Here is a 16,675-nt window from a genome sequence, read left to right as displayed (position 1 = left end):
TTCCTTTAACCGTTTATTGTGGGAGGGAGTAAAAACACATTGAAGGAACTTAGTTGATATCTGAGATATGAACTTAGGGATCCTGCCTAATTACCCTTAAGATCAGTTATAGTCTTTAACCCAAAAGTTGTGCAACTTGAAACGCAGGAGATCTAACCTCAAGGCTATGAATAAGCGTAAATTAACTACTATCCTGGCACCTTAGGTCCTAACCTAGATTAAAGGTTGGTGAATAAAGGCATGTTTTCCCGTTTCTAGATGGCCTACCCAATCTCTCTACCTATACGCTAACCTCTACGGGAAGGTTGTAGTCGTACTTGGCCACGTACAGTAACTCCCTCCTTATCTGCTCCATGGTTGGATCTCCCCTAAGTCCGGACAGGATTATCTCCCTGAACTCCTGAGGAACGTAGTCCATCCTTGGCTCAACAGAATAGAAGTCCTTGAGAGCGTCAGCCCTTTTCTCGGGAGAGATAATAGCCTCCTCAAGTTCCCTCTCGAGCCACTCGGGATAGGGGAAGTTGTTGGTCAGGGTAACGTAGAGCGACACAACGAAGGAGTAAACATCCATGCTGGTCTCGGCTTTCCCTCCGAATCTCTGCTTCGGGTGAGCGTAATAGGGTGTATAGTGAATAACGGGGGAACCTACCCTGATGGAGCTACCGAAATCGGATAACCTAGGAATTACGTCTCCCTTCAACAGCTGTTGTTCAGCCTCCTCCCCATACTTAGACAAGGCCCTGTCAAATAGGATGTTCGAGGGCTTTATATCAGCGTGAACATATCCCTGCTTGTGGAGGTGAATCACGGCATCTGCGATCTGGGAGTAGATCAGGGAAACAACCTCTCCCCATCTTACGGAGTGCCTTAGAGACGAGTACTCCTCATCCGCCAGTATCCTCCTAAGGTCACCCCCAGCCATGTACTCCATGACAATCGCTGGGGGAGAACCGTAGTAGTCGGTCCAGTTCTCGTCTATGAAGTTCGCAAGGATTCTCACCATATTCCTAGAGCCCTTGGAGATCTCCTGCATCTTTGCGACCTCGTACAGGAACTCGTCCATCCTGTACTCCTTCTTCATTACCTTCATGGCAAACTGCTTCCCGTTCTTCTCGGCGAGTAGGACGTAACCCATCCCCCCTCTCCCAAGGACTGATCTTATCTCGTAGCCGTATAGGACGTAACCTATCCACTGGTCCGGGTCAAACTCTTGCCTAGTTGCGGGTATGGCCTTGGAGCAGGCCTCTACTACGCCCTCCCTGCAGGCGTAGAGGTACTCCCTCATTGCGTGGGGTGGAGAGTTGAGGGCCTCAAAGGCCTTCCCCCTCAGGTATGCAAGGGGGGCCGTTCTCCTGATCTTCTGGGCCTCATCCAAGACCTCGAGCGCCCTCTTGGGGTCCTTCCTTAGGAGTGCCGATCCCAAGAGGACTAGGTTCTGGAAGTTTCTGTTCCTTCTGAGGGCTTCCTCGAACATGTTCACTGCCTCCTCCACCTTGTTCTTGTTAAGGTAGTGAAGCCCAAGCTTCACAGCTGGAATATCGTACGTGGGTAGAACGTTGAGAGCCTCAATCAACAGTTTGGGATTGCCCTGCTTCTCGAACTCTGTGATGAGAGCGTCAGCCTTAGCTATCAACTTACTCTCCAGTTCTCTGTACTTTTCCTCCGAAAAGAAGGAGTAAATCTTAAGGGCCTCAAGTTCCTTCCCCGTCTTTTCGTAGCACTCAGCTACCGCAAGCGATTCCTCGGGGTCCTTCTCCTTCAGGGAGGTATACAGGGAAATAGCCTCGTCGCACTTGTCCAGCCTAACCAGAGAGATAACTGCCCTCCTCTTGACCTCCTCATCTCCGTACCTCTCGAGGGCAAACTTAACCACGTCATACTGATCCATGGCCTCCATGACTGACCTCTTATCTCCCCTAAGAAACACCCTCCCGGCAACGAGGTCGTAAGTTAGTCCAGTCTTTAGGGAAGGTGGATTGAGCAGAACGCAAGCAGATTCTGAGGACTCAAATACGGCCACCGAACCTTTTAGATAATCCCTCAAAACGCCGGAAAAGTAGGAAAGCCTGGAACAATCGTGAATCGGAACCTTCGTGAACCTTATCTTTCCTCCTTCCTCCGATACGACATATCCCATAACGCTGTCCTTAACCTTCAACCTTTCGTTAATCTCTGTCAACACGCCGTTGGACAGCAAGTAAACCTTGTTATCTCGGATGAAAGCGTAACTCACACAGTAATACTTGTGGTAAAACCTTTTTTATGAATTGGCTCGATATTACCTTACGCCACGTCGTAAGACTGGGCTATCATGAGGTCCGCTTTGGGATCAAACTCCCTGAATTTGCTTACCTTATCCCAAACTTCTTGAATTGAATTACCTATGTTCACGAAGACTCCAGCATCCTTGTCAGATACTTCCCTGAACAGGGTTGAATGGAAGAACTTCTTTGCAATTTCAACCTTGCTTGTAAAGACCGCATACATGATAACCCCAGATTTGTCAAGGTCGACGATGGGAACTAACCTAATGAACTCCTTCTTGTAGAGGTACCTCAGGTGCCTCCTCACAGTCTTCGATGAGACCTTCAGCCTCTCGCTTAACTCCACGGGAGTCATGGTGGGGTTTTCCTTGAGTACGGAGAGAAGCCTGAGATCAAACGTGGAAGGATTATAGGGGGTCTGTTCTGGAATGTAAACCATGGTCGGTTCCCCGAGCTTCGCGGACATCTCACTAATCTTGGTCTTCAGCCCTTCCTTGCTCTCGGCCTCAATTTCGTAGACGTTAACGTGTTCAATACATTTCACCTTAAAGACGTACTCCCCATCCCAATCCCTCGTGTTCGGGAAGGCCACGTAACCGTGATATTTCCCGTAAAAGTTGGGGTTAACGTAAAGCGCGACCCTCTTTATGATCAAGTCCTTGGTCATCCTCTCTACCCTATAGTTGACCGCAGGAGGGGATATGTTCAACTCCTTCGCGATCTTCCTTTGCGAGTACCTGTAGTCTCTCATCAGGTACAGAATTATTCTCTTATTTACATCATCCATGAGTAACCATCCTAAACTTGTATAATATGGATTTCCCAAAATATACTTTTCGATTGTGACCAATTTAGCTTCTAGACTAGAAACAATCTAAAGATTAACTGTAAAGTGAGGGACCGCATTTCACGAAACTAGTGACTCGTGGCCCCTGCAACTGAAGGCTGAACAACATCAAGTTGCATATCGCTGAATTACTCTAACCTCGCAGATAGAGCATTCCCTCTGGTGGAAGGATTTCTCTCCATGAGGAGCTCACTGTACACCATGTCATGAAAGTTGACCATAACGAGTCTCAAAACCATTAAATAATCCTAACCTTCATCAGCACTTGTAGCCTTGTAACACCAACAAAATGGCTAGATGTGAAAACGTTTAGAGGGTATGTGGTAAGACCTTACGGCTAAAAACTTTCAGGTCCCTTAACTACCATTATATTACTTGTACCATAGGAGTGCAGGCTCCTTGGCCTTACCCCTTTAAAGAGTTTCTAACCTAAACCAACTTCATGGCCAGAAGAACTTGCCCATCGTGCAAGCAAGTGGTCGAGGAGAAGCTCATCAAGGAAGGCAACGTGATTACAAAGTCCTGTCCCAACTGCGGATACACCTTCATCTCCTACGAGAAGGGGAAGGGCTATCTCGTCTATCCGAAACGAAGTTAGGACGAAAAACGAACTATGTTTAATGGAAAGCTTAATTTTTAGCGTATAATACATTGCCTTGATATGACAGGTACATTAACTGAAAAAATACTTTCAAGGGCGTCAGGAAAAACTGTTTCGCCCGGTGACGTCATAGAGGCAAAGACTGACATAGTGGCCTTCCACGACCTAACGGGATATCACGTAATTGAGGTAATGGAGAAGGCTAACATGATGAAGATCTTCGATAAGACAAAAATAGTTGTAGCCTTCGACCACTTGGCACCGCCACCTGACGTCAGAAGCGCAGAGATCCAAGGTAACATAAGGAAGTTCGTGAAGGAGATGAGACTACCTAACTTTCATGATATTAACGTGGGCATTCTTCACGAGCTTCTCATAGAACAATACGCCCTACCTGGTCAGGTGATTGTGGCTGCCGACAGTCACACGACAACCTCTGGTGCCGTGGGAGCGTTTGCCCAGGGAATGGGAGCAAGCGACGTTGCTGCCGCCGTGATCACGGGTAAAACTTGGCTAGTGGTTCCTCAGCCCTTCAAGGTAACCCTCAAGGGAAACCCCGGTAAGTGGATAAATGGAAAGGATGTAGCCCTAGAGTTGCTGGGTAAGTTCAAGGCTGATTACTTTAACGGAATGTCCATAGAGGTTCACGTCGAGAACCCCAAGGCTTTCCCCATGGACTATAGGGCGACGGTCTCCAACATGGGGATAGAGATGAACGCTGATGCCCTCATGTTTGTCCCTGACGTCGAGACCAAGGATTACATAAAGACCATGAGGGGGAAGGAAGTTGAGCTCGTGACCCCAGATCCTGGGGCAAAGTATCTAGATGAGCACACAATTGAGCTAGACAAACTGGAACCGCTTGTGGCTGCGCCCTACAGCGTAGACAACGTTAAGACCGCAAGGGAGGAGTCCAAGGTCCCAGTGGATCAGGTCTACATCGGTTCCTGTACCAACGGTAGGCTATCAGACTTCAGGATTGCGTCGGAGATCCTCAAGGGGAAGAAGGTCAAGACCAGGTGTATAGCCATTCCCTCTTCCTACACGATGTTTAAGCAGGCCATGGAAATGGGTTACATCGAAGACCTAGTTAATGCTGGATGTGTGGTGACCTACGGTACCTGCGGGCCATGTCTAGGCGGTCACTTCGGAGTCGCTGGTCCAGGGGAGGTTATAGTTTCCACGAGCTCCAGGAACTTCAGGGGTAGGATGGGGAGCAACGAGGCTAAGGTCTACCTGTCCGGGCCTTCGGTTGCGGCTGCCTCAGCAGCTACAGGGTACATAACTGATCCGAGGGATGTGCAATGATCGTGGAAGGTCCAGTTCTGAAGTACGGTGATAAGATAGATACTGATATCATAATCCCAGCAAGGCACTTGAAGTACACGGATCCCGCTTACCTAGCTCAGCATGCCATGGAACCCTTGGACCCAGAGTTCTACAAGAAGGCCTCTAAGGGTGTTGTAATCGTTGCAGGGAAGGTATTTGGTATGGGCTCATCTAGGGAACAGGCTGCAATCGCGCTAAAGGCCGCAGGAGTGAAAGCCGTGATAGCTGAAAGTTTCGCAAGGATATTCTACAGGAACTGCATAAACAACGGGCTTCCCCTGATAACCTTACCCAACGCAACCAAGGAAATAAATGAAGGTGATGTCGTTAAGATTAACGTCGAGACAGGGGAGATTACTGTGAACGGCAGAGTCCTGAAGGGTAAGGGAATTACGGGAATGGCACTGGATATCCTAAAGTCCGGCGGTATAATGGAGTACCTCAAGAAAGTTTCAGCCTAAGACGGAGAGTTTGCTGAAACAATTTTGTTTTTAACTTCGAGTCTCGAAATTATATTGATGAAGATTACTTACATTCTACTGTCACTCCTATTTTGGGGTTTCGATTACCCCATCAGTTTATTCACGTTTAGAGAAGTGACGGGGCAGATAAATCCCTCGATCTGTGTCGTCCTTGCCGTTGTGGACTATCTTGTGGAGCTTGGCTCCACTCTATTCTTAGTTAGACTGGGGAAGGAGATAGGAATACTGATTAAACGCTCCACGAAAAAGTTATGAATACGTGAGTTGAACCGCCCTTACTCCCTCACCGACGTTGACGGGTTCACCTAACCTCTTCAGAACCCTTTCCAGCACTGCTATGGTCGTAATTACGTCATTGGGATTAACCCAGCCCATGTGGCCAATCCTGAAGTATTTTCCTGCGAGGGCGGGATGAACCCCAGGTGCAAGTTCCAACCCCTCAGAGATGACCTCCCTCAAGACGTCTCCAGCGTTGGCCTTCTTTAGAAGGACCCCGGTGACGGTATTACTGTAGGCCTCAGGTCTCTTGGCCACTATGTCTAGACCCATGCTTTCAATCCCAGCCCTAATGCCCTTGGCCACCTTCTCGTGCCTCTTAATCCTGTTTTCTAGTCCCTCCTTCTCCATGAGTTCAAAGGCCTTGCTTAACATAAAGATGAGGTGAACGGGAAGAGTTGCGAAATATGAACCCTTCCCTTCCTCAAGGTTTCTCATAACGTCAATCCAGTTCTTGAGGTTAAGGTAATATCCAGCAACCGACTCGTCAGATAGCCTAGATACTGCCCTTTCGGAGAGGACCAGGAGACCCGCACCTGGTGGAACCCCAATGGCCTTCTGGCTCGCGGTGAGATAGATATCCACCTGATAATCCTTGGCCTTCACGGTCTCTGCCCCAACGCTACTTACACCGTCAACCGCGATGAGGTCAACCTTATCCCTGATCCTCTTTGTGACCTCCTGTATGGGTTCCCTAACACCGGTGCTAGTCTCGACGTGAGTCATCGCCACGAGAGTGTACTTCTCCTCACTAACCTTTTCCTCAACTTCCTCAGGCTTCACGTATTCACCAGGGTTAGCCTTGATAATGTCTACCGCCACAGGATAGCGGTTGAAAATTGCCTTCCATCTATCTCCAAACACGCCGTTGGATACTACCAAGACCTTGTCTCCGCGTCTCAGGACAGAGGCCACACTTTCCATGGCAGAGGTACCTCCCCCTGGTATTATGAAAGGTTGGTAGGTCTCGTCAGCTCCCATGAGTCTTCTTAGATACTTCAGGGAAAACGACATTGCATCGATGAATTCCTGCGAGGTGAATCCTGTGTCACCCCTAAGACCCGCAACCAATACGTCGTAGTCTATGGTTACGGGGCCTACGTGCATGAGGAGTTTTCTTGTCATATGGTATAATTAGCTGTTTGCTTTTAACTTATGAGGGTTTGAGTCAACGTGAAAGATCCCTTCGCTCAAGGGATTTTTAACTCCCCAGTTAAAGTTGATTATTTGATGAAGGGAATCCCACATCCTTAACTGAATCACGAAGGACTATCTGGATTTAACTCCCTTTGCCTCTCGCATGTGAGCACCATTCTCGAAACGAGGCGAAGATTCACGTAAAGGGCCAGAGCTGATAGGACGGGTAGTCCGTAATATACGAAAGTGAAGTAGGTAGGCGATGATAAGACTAGAAGGATAGGAGAGGCAATGGAAGGGATTGAGAGTGCAAAGGTGTACAGAATTATCGTGGGAAGTGCAAGGCAACACGATGCCCCAGACACGACACCTACCGAGGGTAAAACCAGAAGGGACCTAGCTATCCCCATCCTTCTCCTCAGGAGGCCGAGCCTGGTGATGTAGGAAACGTTCAATCCCATGAGATTGCCCAGGAGTAAGCCCATGAAAATAGTGTAGGGAACTACGTCGGCCTCGTAGCCCCCCAGTATGATCCAGAATGCTGGGGACTGGGATATCCAATAGGGGAAGTATTCAAGTGGAGGAGGGACCTCGAAGCCGTAACCAAGGTGAATCTGACTCACTAACCTTAGGGCAGTTATCCCTCCAGGTTCAATCATGCCAAGAACTAAGGCATAGACCAGCGAATGATAGATGAAATAAGCCAGGAATGTTATCCAGTAGAACTTTCCACCTCCCCACTTAAGCCTTGGGAAAAGAAGAGCTCCTATCCCAGTCCAGAACGCCAGTGCGGAGAAAAGAGATAAAGAGAGCGGAAGATGAAACTTTGAAATGGACAGGAAAATGGCAAAGGACATCAATATCAGAAGGAAGGCCTTGACTTTTGTCATCTATAAACCCTAAGAAACTGTCATATTAATTTCATGTCCCAATTCAGGATCAAGTCTCCAAGTAGTTAACGTGGATCGTATGACGTTTTAGGACCTATCACCTTAGTTGCAGGGCCTGGAAAGGACTTAACAGATTTGGGCAAAAACTTAAAGAGTTACGAACGTCTCACAACCTATGAAAGCCTGGCAAATTGGATTAGTTATTATAATTATTGCATTAATAGGAATTTCGCTATTTGTGATCTCAAGACATACAACTCAAACCCTGACCCCAAGTAACATGTCAGTTAAGGTTAGTAATACATTCACCAACACTACAAAGATGCAGAACACCACTAACATGGTCAACAACACCAGTACAAAGCAGATCACCAACAATACAACTAATGAGACCAAGCAAGTTTTACCTCCAGGCGCAGTGAAGCTAAACTATGACGCGCAGAACTATACGGTGTTCATTTATTTATACGCTTCACCCACTGCTCCCAATTTCCTAGACTATAATGGAACTACAAACGGCGAAATGAAGATATACATTCCCGCTAACTGGAGTATCCTCTTCACCTTCTACAATCCGGAACCAACGGGCCATGCCCTCGCGGTGGTTCAGAACAACACCCCTATTCCCAATCAACTAGTCCTTTCTCAGGATGGAAAGGTCATCTTTGAGATAGGTTACAATAATGGAAACGGAATATCTGGAGGAACGTCCGTTTCTGGACTTCTAAAGGATCTTCCCCGTGGATATTATTGGATTGCCTGTCCCATACCTGGGCATGCTGAGAGCGGAATGTGGATAGACCTCTACTCTGGGAACTTTACAGTCCCCTACGAGATAACCTAGCTAGTAGTTTAAAAAAAAATCAAGTGAATGAAATCCTAGTAACTAACAACCTAATCAGGTTCAATAACCTAGAAACCAGTCCGTCCACAATCCTCCTGTATAGGAAGAGGATCAGGTATCTCAGCCTTAGAACAGTGAAGATCCTACTTGCTATCCTTTCCTGCTCTGCCAGATTGCTCTTCAGCCAGGATGAAGTTACGCTACTCTTTAGTCCTCTCACAAAGAAAAGAAAGTCCCTGACCACAAGCATTAGCTCCCTCGGTTTGCTCCTTTTGAGAGACTTCTCATAGTCCTGATATCTCCTTCTCAAGAGATTTGCATCCATAATGTCACTGAACGTGATGTGAGAATCCCCAGAACCTAAATTGCAATTCATGTTATTCTATATATTGAGGAGTGATACTATTTAAGACGGAAGAAGTGATACCAATTCATTGGAGTGGTAAGGCGAAGATAAAGGAGATGTTTACACATATTAAAAATGGTTGGACACTTACTCTCCTAAAGAGGAATAGCGGGAGATGAGATTTGAGGACAAGATGCTAAGATGGCGGAAGTTTGCAGATATATGTGCGAAGTTTAGCTCTGACACTTTTTACGACTATCCGCTACTTAACGCACTACAGGTTGGAGATATAGAGACGGAGTTAGAGGAGATCGTGAGTCAGTTCTTCGTGGATAGGCTAGAGATGACGGGAAAACCATACAGAGCCAAGCGTGGAACATTCTATTTTGATGATGAGAGGACTACAGAAGGATACGAAAATGACGATATGGTGTTCCAAGTAGTGTATAGGGATAGGTCAGAATACCTTGAGGAAAAGGATGAGATAGTGAAGGGTTTACAGCAAGATCCGGAGGAGACCGAGGAGGCTGAGGTTTACGCCTTCATAACTTCCCTGATGGAGTTTACACTCTCTTCCTTTCTCAGGATAAGAAGTAAGGGAGGCGAACCTGACTGCATCTCTAGAAAGAGATGTTTCCTCTCACTGAAGTTCGGACAAAAGGGTTAGCTCTGATTTACTTATACAAGTTAGGCATAATCTACTGGTCTCCCAAGATACTAAAAAAAGTCCTGGTCACTCTAACATACGCGATTCAGCTGACCCCGTCCTAGGGTCACTAAACCTGGCTTCAAATACATGGTACGAAATAACTAGATCGTGTCGTATCCCTCTAGATGCTGGCCCCTACGCCTCCCACTACCCCGTTTATAATATTGAATGCTATGACCAAGCCTACATACGCCTGAATGTAGCTCGTTGTTATGGCGTAGGGGAGAAGGGAGAGGACCAGGTAACCCACCGCAACGAACACCGCTAATTTCCTTACGTTCTTTAGTTCCTTGGAGATGGTCTCGCCTCTTATGGGGAAAACAAAGGCCAATAATGCTATCAAGATTAGTAACTGGACTACTCCCTCAACTGGCGATACCACGAGAGACTTCACTGGAGCAATTGAGAACTGGAAAGGTGGATAGAAACCCTTGAGTATGAGGGACGATAGCGCCATGATTATAGTAAGGATAAAGGAGTAGCCAATCCCTGCTCCTACACTCCAGCTAAGAGCTCTTGGGTTTATTTTGCTCGTCACTCTCACCCTCCTTCCCAGACCCCATGGAGACCTGGAAGAGCCTCTGGGGCAAGTTGACAAGTGTGGAGAGGTTTGGATAGTAGGGAGTCCCTATGGCCATGTTCACGCTAGCTGGATTGCCCTGCTCAGTAAGTATCCTCGCTAATCCCATTCTCACGGCCATCTCAACTTCTAGGCCTAAGTCCCTTAGCTGAATTATTCTCCTGAGTTCAGGGTCCTCTGGGATTAGTCTTGTTACCCTAACTGAAATCAGCTCTACTCCAAGTTCTGCCAAGAATTGCTTCAGGGCTGCAGTGACAGCCATGGAGATGTCCCCAAACTTCTTGTAAACGTCTACCAGTTTAACCTGGTTCAGAATCGAACTAACCTCTTGATCAATAATAGGCGCTAGGTATGCTGCCAAGTCTCCGTCCTTGAAGAAAGCACCTGCAAATTGAACGTTCACTGTCAATTTAGCAGCGTCAGTTACTCTGTAATACACTGCAACTTCATAATCCAACGGGACTAAATCGTCTGTCTGACTCTTGCCTTGGATTCTGACCTCATGCCTTGTCATTGATATGAACAGCGCAATCGTATCAAACGGTAGCTGGTTATACCTGAACTTAGCCATAAACGAGGATAGTGGGTTCTGAGGAGATTGTATATTGTGCGTACCAGAAGGGAGTACCGCCTGCACCTGTCCCTGAATAATTACGACGCAGTTCTCCGTAGGTTGAACAATGAAAATAGACTTTGAAGTAACCTGCTCCCTAGGATACCTGAAAACTAGAACATCTGGAGCCATGAAGGAACTTCCATCTTCTCTCTCCGTACTAATTACTTGACCTCTGAATTGTAGCGACATATGAATCACTTGCATACTATATTTTAAATCTTTTCACATTTTTTTCTCCTTGAGTTAAAGTTGCTTTACACATTACATTAATCCCTGATAAATAGTGACTTTATAGAGTATAGAATGTTGTTTTAGAACACTAAAAGTAAAAGAGCTTTCAAGAATCATCTGTATTCCTGCGGGAAGAATAGCTCCTGCCTTCTCACCAACACTTCGCGCAATTGATTCAGCATTGAATCTATGGAGTCAACTCTCCCGGCACTTATGTCATTGTAGATTTGATTTGCTATATTTATCATGTTTAGATCATTCTTTACTATCTCATCAAGGGCTTCAGTGGTTATCTTGTATCTTGCATACACATCTGCTCCTCCTCCCTGAGATGCGACCATTTCAGATACTAGGGTTCTGATCTTTGATGCAAGGAACTCAAGCTTCTTGAGCTCTGGAGAGAAGGGAGAGGTGGAAACTATTTGAGCCTCCAGTTCCGCAATCTTATTCAATGCGTTCTCTAGCTTAGTCTTAACTGATGACCTTATTAGGAAGTCGTCCTGTCTGATCAGATCCTTTGCCTTGTACCCCCTGTACCCGGGAACTATTAGCTGGAGTCTCTCGAGAGGAGTTAACTCCTTGGTCATAGCAACTGTTACTCTTTAGAGATTAAAAATTCTATTTACTTCCATTTACTTTCTCTTCCTGAGAAAGAGATCTAACTACTCTTGTAACCCTCTTTATTACTTCGCTCCTAACTGGTTCTTCATATACAGACTTAGCAATCACATCAATTCCAAAGACGAAGGTTGTTTGAGTTGCTTCAAGTACCCTAACAACTGGCGGAGCGAGTAGGTTGTCCATATGGCTCAGTTCTTCCTTTATCTTCTCTGCAACCATGTCTGGGTCGAAATCCTTTGAGATCTCGTACCTGGTCCTCACCTTGCGTTTTTCCTCCTTATCGTGGACAAAGATAGCTGCTTGTATCATGATGCTGTTCGGTATCCTCAACTCCGCCAACTCGTCGGTCTGTATAATGGTGTAGAGGAGAGTAATGTCGACCACTGTGCCTGTGTATCCAGGTATTAGATAGTCTGTGGAAAAGTACTTGGGCGAATAGGTAGGAAAGTCTAGGCCGTATTGCCACGTTGACACTGTTATGCGTTGTCCAACCTTATATGGACGAGATAAGAGGAGCATGATTCCTCCAAATACGTTAGAGAGAACGTCTTGAGATGCAAGTCCGAGAACTAGGCCTGCAAATCCTCCCGCCGCTAGGGCTTCACCTAAACCAACCTTGAATACAGACACTGCGCCCGCAAGGGCTAGGGCATAGCCTATAACCCGGATTACGAAACCTAGCGAGGATGCGTTATCTACCCCAATTACAGTGGAGAGACGCCTCCTAATCAGGACAGAGAAAAGGTAAGTAACTAGGAGAACTCCAACTATCCAGATCACCAACTCCAGATAGAGGATGTAGTTTCCAGGTAGCAACTTCATGGAGCCTAGAACGTAAATTGCTCCTCCTATAACTATCATTGCAATAATAGACGAGATTGTAAGGGCTAGTATTCTACTTTCGTTTCTTGACATAACCATGTGTTAAGATTCCACAAAAATATTACTTTTGGAGTTCTAGGATAAGGAGAGCAGAGTTCTTGATTAGGGTTACGGTACTTAAGGCCTCATTCTTGGTTAAACCCTCAGCAAAAAGAATCCTCGCTATCTGCACGCTCCTAGGGGCCTTCTCGTCAGGGGTAAAGAAGAACTCCACGTTGAGCCTTAACAATTCCCTCTTTATCTGTGACACAAGGTCAGGTCTCTCCTTAAACTTGGACTGATCCAGATCAAGAATAACAGCAACGATATAGTAAGTCGACTCAGGTGCCGTCCTTATCACGGAGACTGGAAGACCTCCCATGGGAGGTGAGACAGTAAAGTGAAAATATACTCCTCCACTAGTTACCTTGTCCACTTTCATGCCAAGCTCCTTGAACCAGGAGAAGATCTCTGTGTCCATGACCATCAAGTACACCTCAGCGCCGAGTCTCCCATTGTGGAGTCCACCTTATGCTGTGCAACGCTTTCAGCCAAGGTGATCAAGTCGGGCTTAAACCCTATCCCTAGATCTTGGGGAAGGGTCGCCTTGTTCCTGAGTAAAGTCACCTTCAACCCTAACGATCTCGCCTTGATTGCAAATCCTACGCGTGGCGTAACGAAGTTCATTACTCCCAACACGGTATTGGCTCTCCTTGCAGCATGTGAAAATATCTCTTGCGAGGGTAGATATCTATTCACGTCCTCGGGAGATATAACATCCTGTACAAACACGTCTAGGTTATGTCTCATGAGTAAGGACTTGATCTCTAACTTCGGAAGGTTAGTGACAAGGAAGATCCTCACCCTATAGTTCAGTTCTTCCAGGAAGAGGGCATCTTGATACGGCTTCACCGAGGCGAGATCCAGCTTGCCCAACACGATGTTTACCAGATCCTTAGGCTGATAATACCTAGGAATTGAGCTGGCAACCTCGTGATAGAGGTCAATTCCCTTTACCGAAGAGAAGTCGAACACGGATTCTACGTCAATGAGATAGGGTATCATCTCTTACCACTTAGAAGTCTCTCTAGCCATATTTTAGTTAACTCCTTCTGCTTGCATTCGTTACACACGTCCGTGTACTGTGCAGTTCCCTGAAATCCTTGAGAGATCAACATGGAGTCCACCCTTACCTTGACCTTCTCCGACCCAATGGGTTTTCCGCATATCCTACACTTGGCAACATTGGTCTTATTCATGAGCTTCTTTTTAAGGTCTGAGATCTTCGCGAAACCTGTCACAGAGACCGCATTCTCTGGGCAATTCTTTACGCATCTCTCAGATCCTATACAGTACGGTATATTGTAGGTTAGTTCGAGAGCGTCGTTGCCCTTAAGGTCTGGTACAAGCATTTGACAAGCCCTCACGCAGACTCCGCATAGAACGCACTTATTGGGATCCACGACCACATTGTAGACGCCAGGTACGACGTCGTCCTGATTCATGGAGGCCTTTCTTGGCATCTCCTCAATTGACCAGATGAGGAGAGATCTCCTCCTGCTCCTGTGAAGAGGTACGTCAAGGGGAATCTCCGACCTCCCCAGATCTAGGGGAGGTGCCTCGAGCACTTTTCTCAGCTCCTCATCATCCTTGGCCTTCCTCACCTTCAGGTCAGTTCCTGGGAAGTGTGAAGGGATCTCCTCTAGTCTCTTCAGGGCCATATCCCTAGTGCCACAGGTTGACGACACGTGAACTATGGGCGTCAATCCGCTAGCGTAACTTGCCAGGACAAAGGAGTCGTGAACTGAGGCTACGCAGGGCATGACAAACGGGAAAACTCCCTCAACTATTTTTGAGGGCATCCCATCTGTGAACAGTAACGAGGCTGGTTTGGAGTAATACTTCACCACTGCATTAATAAATGCAACAACCTGATCTGTTGTGGCCGTTGGAACTTCAAAATATCCTAGAAATGAGGAGGCGCTGCAGTACCCGCAGGCGGTACACTTCTCTGGGGATCCCACTGAGGGTCCCTCAGGCGTCTTCACCACTAGGTTAAGTGGACAGGCCTCGACGGCCCTGTTTATCTCCCGCTCTGCGTGAACCTCGTCGTAGAGGACTGGGTAGGGCTTGTATTCATATACCTTCAACTTGATAAGCGATCTCCTTGAGATTGGGGAAGACCTGGTAGGCTGAACCCTGTACACCAAGTCCATGAGTTCAGCCCTGAGAGAGTAACCCGTGAGGAGGGCTAGCGTGAAATCCTGACTCTTACCTTCAAACCAGGTGTAGGGTATTGTGATCACGGCTAGCGGAGATATTCCGAGCCTCTGGTCAATGTCCTCCATCCATGTCTCTCTACCTCCGTCATTTATTACCAAGAGGGACTTGACGTCGTTCTGTTTCAGGTCCTCGAAGATAAAATCCCCTATCTCAGCCACATAGGAGAGCTTGGCCTCCTCAAACACCGTTTTGAGAACCTCATCCCCCACTATTTCCCTAGCCCTCTTGGATACTAGGAGTCCCGCGTTGAGCACTACCTTTCACCTAGGAAGTCCTTCTCAAACTTTAACCAGTTACCCAGTTGAGAGCAAACTACCTTGTATATCCTCGATCTTGGATCATGAACAACGTCGTTTATCCAGTCTGGTATCCAAGAGAAGAGGTGCGATGTTGCGAAGTTCTTCTGGTCCTGAACTACCTTAAATGCATCTTTCCCTGTACTTCTATTGTGAAATTCCTCTTCCACCAGAAGTGACATAAAGGCGAACAGAGAGGAGATGTGATCCGGTTCAGGACTGAACTGCGATCCCAACTTAGGCACCAGTCCCCTCGAGCTGTAAAATCTCACCACGTCACTATACTTGAACGTAGCGACTCTCTCGCCCATGAGGGAGAACAGCCTCTTGCTCTCCACTGGGATAAGGGGCTTCACCCCAACTCCAGCAATGAAAAGGGACGAGTACTCTATTAGGTAATCGCTCCTCTTGTTTTCCTCCAACACTTTCCTGATCTCCGTGATCTCTACCCCAGTTTCCTCCATGTACTTGCCAAGCTTCTCCTCTAGGGTTCTGATCTTCTCCAGTAATTGCTGGTACTCATTAACGTCAAACTTGTATAGGAACAGGTCTGAAAACATGTCGTAAGTGGAGTGCCTCACGTTCAAAACATCCAAGATAGAAACAGACAGATGGATCACCTAAAAAATCAAGAACTTGAATTGGAGTTTGAACCACTACTCTCCGTGTAGGTCGAGTTGTTCCCCTGTGCGCCTAGCTGAACCACTCCGTTAGAGGTCCAGACATTGTAGTACTGTGACTCGCTTAGCAATTCCACGTCATTGTCAGCTGCATATGCGCTGTGCCAGGGCAGGTAACCGCTAGCTGGGTTAGCTCCTGTCTCTGGTCCAAGGACAAATCCTCCCTTATCCACAAAGAGGATATTCCCTGGGTCTGTGGGGTCTAACCTGTTTGCCCATATCCTTGCCTGAACCATACATCCGTGAATGCAGGCGGGTATTCTTTCCTCGGGTGGAAGTGTTGGATCATAAATCCTGTCGAAGCAGTGAGTGCACTTCTTTGTTACGCCCTCAACGTAGTCGAAGAACCTGTTACCGTAGGGGCAGGCGTAAATGCAGTACTTAGTTCCTATGCATTCCTCATAATCCACGAGCACTATTCCGTCCTGCGTCCTCTTGAAGGTAGCGCCAACGGGACAAACCTCTACGCAGGGAGCATTCATGCAGTGGAAGCAGTTTATGGGGATGTTGTAAACCTTGGTTTGAGGATAATTACCAACCTCGACGTAGAGTACCCTTAGCCAGAACATGACATCAAGGTTGCCGTAGGGATCCAGGTCAGGTAAGGGTCCGAACATTCCTGAGGTGTTCCACTCCTTACAAGACATCTGACAACCTGCACAACCGAAGCACTTGTTTAGGTCAGTTATGATCGCGTAGTTAGCCACAGGGGTATAGGGCAGAGCCTTCTGGACTCCGCCTTGTCTTATATCTAGTTGAATTTGTGGGGTTTGGGACATTTA

At 47.0% G+C, this 16,675-nt stretch carries 20 protein-coding genes; 6 read left to right on the top strand and 14 right to left on the bottom strand.

Annotated elements, in window-relative coordinates:
• Positions 1 to 280: 280 nt before the first annotated feature.
• Both MSED_RS04240 and MSED_RS04235 read right to left on the bottom strand, forming a co-directional pair.
• Entirely contained in the window at positions 281 to 2,233 is a 1,953-nt protein-coding gene (locus tag MSED_RS04240) for a serine/threonine-protein kinase (RefSeq protein WP_012020795.1), read from the bottom strand.
• A 50-nt stretch (positions 2,234 to 2,283) separates the two neighbouring features.
• The gene (locus tag MSED_RS04235; protein ID WP_012020794.1) at positions 2,284 to 3,051 is read right to left on the bottom strand and encodes a winged helix-turn-helix transcriptional regulator; all 768 of its coding nucleotides are present in this window, start codon (positions 3,049 to 3,051) and stop codon (positions 2,284 to 2,286) included.
• A 502-nt stretch (positions 3,052 to 3,553) separates the two neighbouring features.
• Between MSED_RS04235 and MSED_RS12275 the strand changes: the two genes are divergently transcribed.
• From MSED_RS12275 to MSED_RS04220, 4 genes are all read left to right on the top strand, one after another.
• Positions 3,554 to 3,709: a hypothetical protein gene (locus MSED_RS12275; RefSeq protein ID WP_012020793.1), complete on the top strand. Its 156-nt coding sequence runs from the start codon at positions 3,554 to 3,556 to the stop codon at positions 3,707 to 3,709.
• A gap of 63 nt (positions 3,710 to 3,772) precedes the next feature.
• Entirely contained in the window at positions 3,773 to 5,020 is a 1,248-nt protein-coding gene (locus MSED_RS04230; protein WP_012020792.1) for a 3-isopropylmalate dehydratase large subunit, read from the top strand.
• The gene (locus MSED_RS04225; RefSeq protein WP_012020791.1) at positions 5,017 to 5,502 is read left to right on the top strand and encodes a 3-isopropylmalate dehydratase small subunit; all 486 of its coding nucleotides are present in this window, start codon (positions 5,017 to 5,019) and stop codon (positions 5,500 to 5,502) included. Before MSED_RS04230 ends, MSED_RS04225 begins: the two co-directional genes overlap by 4 nt.
• 57 nt (positions 5,503 to 5,559) lie before the next feature.
• Positions 5,560 to 5,778 (top strand): hypothetical protein, encoded by a 219-nt coding sequence (locus MSED_RS04220; protein ID WP_048060011.1) that lies wholly within the window; start codon positions 5,560 to 5,562, stop codon positions 5,776 to 5,778.
• Here the strand turns inward: MSED_RS04220 and MSED_RS04215 are convergent.
• Both MSED_RS04215 and MSED_RS04210 read right to left on the bottom strand, forming a co-directional pair.
• Positions 5,773 to 6,924, bottom strand: coding sequence for a pyridoxal-phosphate-dependent aminotransferase family protein (locus MSED_RS04215; protein ID WP_012020790.1), 1,152 nt, complete (start codon positions 6,922 to 6,924; stop codon positions 5,773 to 5,775). The two genes, MSED_RS04220 and MSED_RS04215, sit on opposite strands and share 6 nt — an antisense overlap.
• A 134-nt stretch (positions 6,925 to 7,058) precedes the next feature.
• Entirely contained in the window at positions 7,059 to 7,826 is a 768-nt protein-coding gene (locus MSED_RS04210; protein WP_012020789.1) for a hypothetical protein, read from the bottom strand.
• A 175-nt stretch (positions 7,827 to 8,001) separates the two neighbouring features.
• Between MSED_RS04210 and MSED_RS04205 the strand changes: the two genes are divergently transcribed.
• Positions 8,002 to 8,670: a sulfocyanin-like copper-binding protein gene (locus MSED_RS04205; protein ID WP_012020788.1), complete on the top strand. Its 669-nt coding sequence runs from the start codon at positions 8,002 to 8,004 to the stop codon at positions 8,668 to 8,670.
• Positions 8,671 to 8,689: 19 nt separating this feature from the next.
• On the opposite strand, the gene MSED_RS04200 is transcribed toward MSED_RS04205, so the two are convergent.
• On the bottom strand, positions 8,690 to 8,995 hold the full coding sequence (locus MSED_RS04200; protein WP_012020787.1) for a hypothetical protein: 306 nt from the start codon (positions 8,993 to 8,995) through the stop codon (positions 8,690 to 8,692).
• Between the two features lie 196 nt (positions 8,996 to 9,191).
• Here MSED_RS04200 and MSED_RS04195 point away from each other — a divergent pair, with 196 nt between their 5' ends.
• Positions 9,192 to 9,683, top strand: coding sequence for a hypothetical protein (locus tag MSED_RS04195; protein ID WP_012020786.1), 492 nt, complete (start codon positions 9,192 to 9,194; stop codon positions 9,681 to 9,683).
• Positions 9,684 to 9,846: 163 nt separating this feature from the next.
• Here the strand turns inward: MSED_RS04195 and MSED_RS04190 are convergent, their stop codons facing one another.
• The 9 genes from MSED_RS04190 to MSED_RS04150 all read right to left on the bottom strand — a co-directional run bounded on the left by MSED_RS04190 (position 9,847) and on the right by MSED_RS04150 (position 16,672).
• Positions 9,847 to 10,263, bottom strand: a complete 417-nt coding sequence (locus tag MSED_RS04190) for a hypothetical protein (protein ID WP_012020785.1) — start codon at positions 10,261 to 10,263, stop codon at positions 9,847 to 9,849.
• Complete coding sequence (locus MSED_RS04185; protein WP_012020784.1) at positions 10,232 to 11,110, bottom strand: SPFH domain-containing protein; 879 nt, start codon at positions 11,108 to 11,110, stop codon at positions 10,232 to 10,234. Before MSED_RS04185 ends, MSED_RS04190 begins: the two co-directional genes overlap by 32 nt.
• A 155-nt stretch (positions 11,111 to 11,265) precedes the next feature.
• On the bottom strand, positions 11,266 to 11,739 hold the full coding sequence (locus tag MSED_RS04180) for a hypothetical protein (RefSeq protein ID WP_012020783.1): 474 nt from the start codon (positions 11,737 to 11,739) through the stop codon (positions 11,266 to 11,268).
• A 31-nt stretch (positions 11,740 to 11,770) separates the two neighbouring features.
• A complete protein-coding gene (locus MSED_RS04175) occupies positions 11,771 to 12,688 on the bottom strand; it encodes a mechanosensitive ion channel family protein (RefSeq protein ID WP_048060010.1) in 918 nt (305 codons plus the stop codon).
• Positions 12,689 to 12,716: 28 nt separating this feature from the next.
• Entirely contained in the window at positions 12,717 to 13,121 is a 405-nt protein-coding gene (locus MSED_RS04170; RefSeq protein ID WP_012020781.1) for a DUF2299 domain-containing protein, read from the bottom strand.
• Complete coding sequence (locus MSED_RS04165; protein ID WP_012020780.1) at positions 13,121 to 13,699, bottom strand: hypothetical protein; 579 nt, start codon at positions 13,697 to 13,699, stop codon at positions 13,121 to 13,123. Before MSED_RS04165 ends, MSED_RS04170 begins: the two co-directional genes overlap by 1 nt.
• The gene (locus MSED_RS04160; RefSeq protein ID WP_012020779.1) at positions 13,696 to 15,171 is read right to left on the bottom strand and encodes a 4Fe-4S binding protein; all 1,476 of its coding nucleotides are present in this window, start codon (positions 15,169 to 15,171) and stop codon (positions 13,696 to 13,698) included. The genes MSED_RS04165 and MSED_RS04160 overlap by 4 nt, the downstream gene beginning before the upstream one ends.
• Positions 15,171 to 15,824: a TorD/DmsD family molecular chaperone gene (locus tag MSED_RS04155; RefSeq protein WP_048060271.1), complete on the bottom strand. Its 654-nt coding sequence runs from the start codon at positions 15,822 to 15,824 to the stop codon at positions 15,171 to 15,173. Before MSED_RS04155 ends, MSED_RS04160 begins: the two co-directional genes overlap by 1 nt.
• Positions 15,825 to 15,841: 17 nt before the next feature.
• Positions 15,842 to 16,672 carry a 4Fe-4S dicluster domain-containing protein gene (locus MSED_RS04150; RefSeq protein WP_012020777.1) on the bottom strand — a complete coding sequence of 277 codons (831 nt, stop codon included), beginning with the start codon at positions 16,670 to 16,672 and terminating at the stop codon, positions 15,842 to 15,844.
• Positions 16,673 to 16,675 lie beyond the last annotated feature (3 nt).

Source organism: Metallosphaera sedula DSM 5348, assembly GCF_000016605.1.
Classification (GTDB): Archaea; Thermoproteota; Thermoprotei_A; order Sulfolobales; family Sulfolobaceae; genus Metallosphaera; species Metallosphaera sedula.
The sequence above is the reverse complement of the archived record's forward strand: the minus strand, read 5'-3'. Positions and strand labels throughout refer to the sequence as shown.

Excerpts from the sequence above, each read along its gene's own strand:
- MSED_RS04230 (WP_012020792.1), top strand. The coding sequence starts at position 3,773 with ATGACAGGTACATTAACTGAAAAAATACTTTCAAGGGCGTCAGGAAAA.
- MSED_RS04180 (WP_012020783.1), bottom strand. The coding sequence starts at position 11,739 with ATGACCAAGGAGTTAACTCCTCTCGAGAGACTCCAGCTAATAGTTCCC.
- MSED_RS04215 (WP_012020790.1), bottom strand. The coding sequence starts at position 6,924 with ATGACAAGAAAACTCCTCATGCACGTAGGCCCCGTAACCATAGACTAC.
- MSED_RS04205 (WP_012020788.1), top strand. The coding sequence starts at position 8,002 with ATGAAAGCCTGGCAAATTGGATTAGTTATTATAATTATTGCATTAATA.
- MSED_RS04170 (WP_012020781.1), bottom strand. The coding sequence starts at position 13,121 with ATGGTCATGGACACAGAGATCTTCTCCTGGTTCAAGGAGCTTGGCATG.
- MSED_RS04175 (WP_048060010.1), bottom strand. The coding sequence starts at position 12,688 with ATGTCAAGAAACGAAAGTAGAATACTAGCCCTTACAATCTCGTCTATT.
- MSED_RS04200 (WP_012020787.1), bottom strand. The coding sequence starts at position 8,995 with ATGGATGCAAATCTCTTGAGAAGGAGATATCAGGACTATGAGAAGTCT.
- MSED_RS04225 (WP_012020791.1), top strand. The coding sequence starts at position 5,017 with ATGATCGTGGAAGGTCCAGTTCTGAAGTACGGTGATAAGATAGATACT.
- MSED_RS04150 (WP_012020777.1), bottom strand. The coding sequence starts at position 16,672 with ATGTCCCAAACCCCACAAATTCAACTAGATATAAGACAAGGCGGAGTC.
- MSED_RS04220 (WP_048060011.1), top strand. The coding sequence starts at position 5,560 with ATGAAGATTACTTACATTCTACTGTCACTCCTATTTTGGGGTTTCGAT.
- MSED_RS04195 (WP_012020786.1), top strand. The coding sequence starts at position 9,192 with ATGAGATTTGAGGACAAGATGCTAAGATGGCGGAAGTTTGCAGATATA.
- MSED_RS04185 (WP_012020784.1), bottom strand. The coding sequence starts at position 11,110 with ATGTCGCTACAATTCAGAGGTCAAGTAATTAGTACGGAGAGAGAAGAT.
- MSED_RS12275 (WP_012020793.1), top strand. The coding sequence starts at position 3,554 with ATGGCCAGAAGAACTTGCCCATCGTGCAAGCAAGTGGTCGAGGAGAAG.
- MSED_RS04235 (WP_012020794.1), bottom strand. The coding sequence starts at position 3,051 with ATGGATGATGTAAATAAGAGAATAATTCTGTACCTGATGAGAGACTAC.
- MSED_RS04165 (WP_012020780.1), bottom strand. The coding sequence starts at position 13,699 with ATGATACCCTATCTCATTGACGTAGAATCCGTGTTCGACTTCTCTTCG.
- MSED_RS04210 (WP_012020789.1), bottom strand. The coding sequence starts at position 7,826 with ATGACAAAAGTCAAGGCCTTCCTTCTGATATTGATGTCCTTTGCCATT.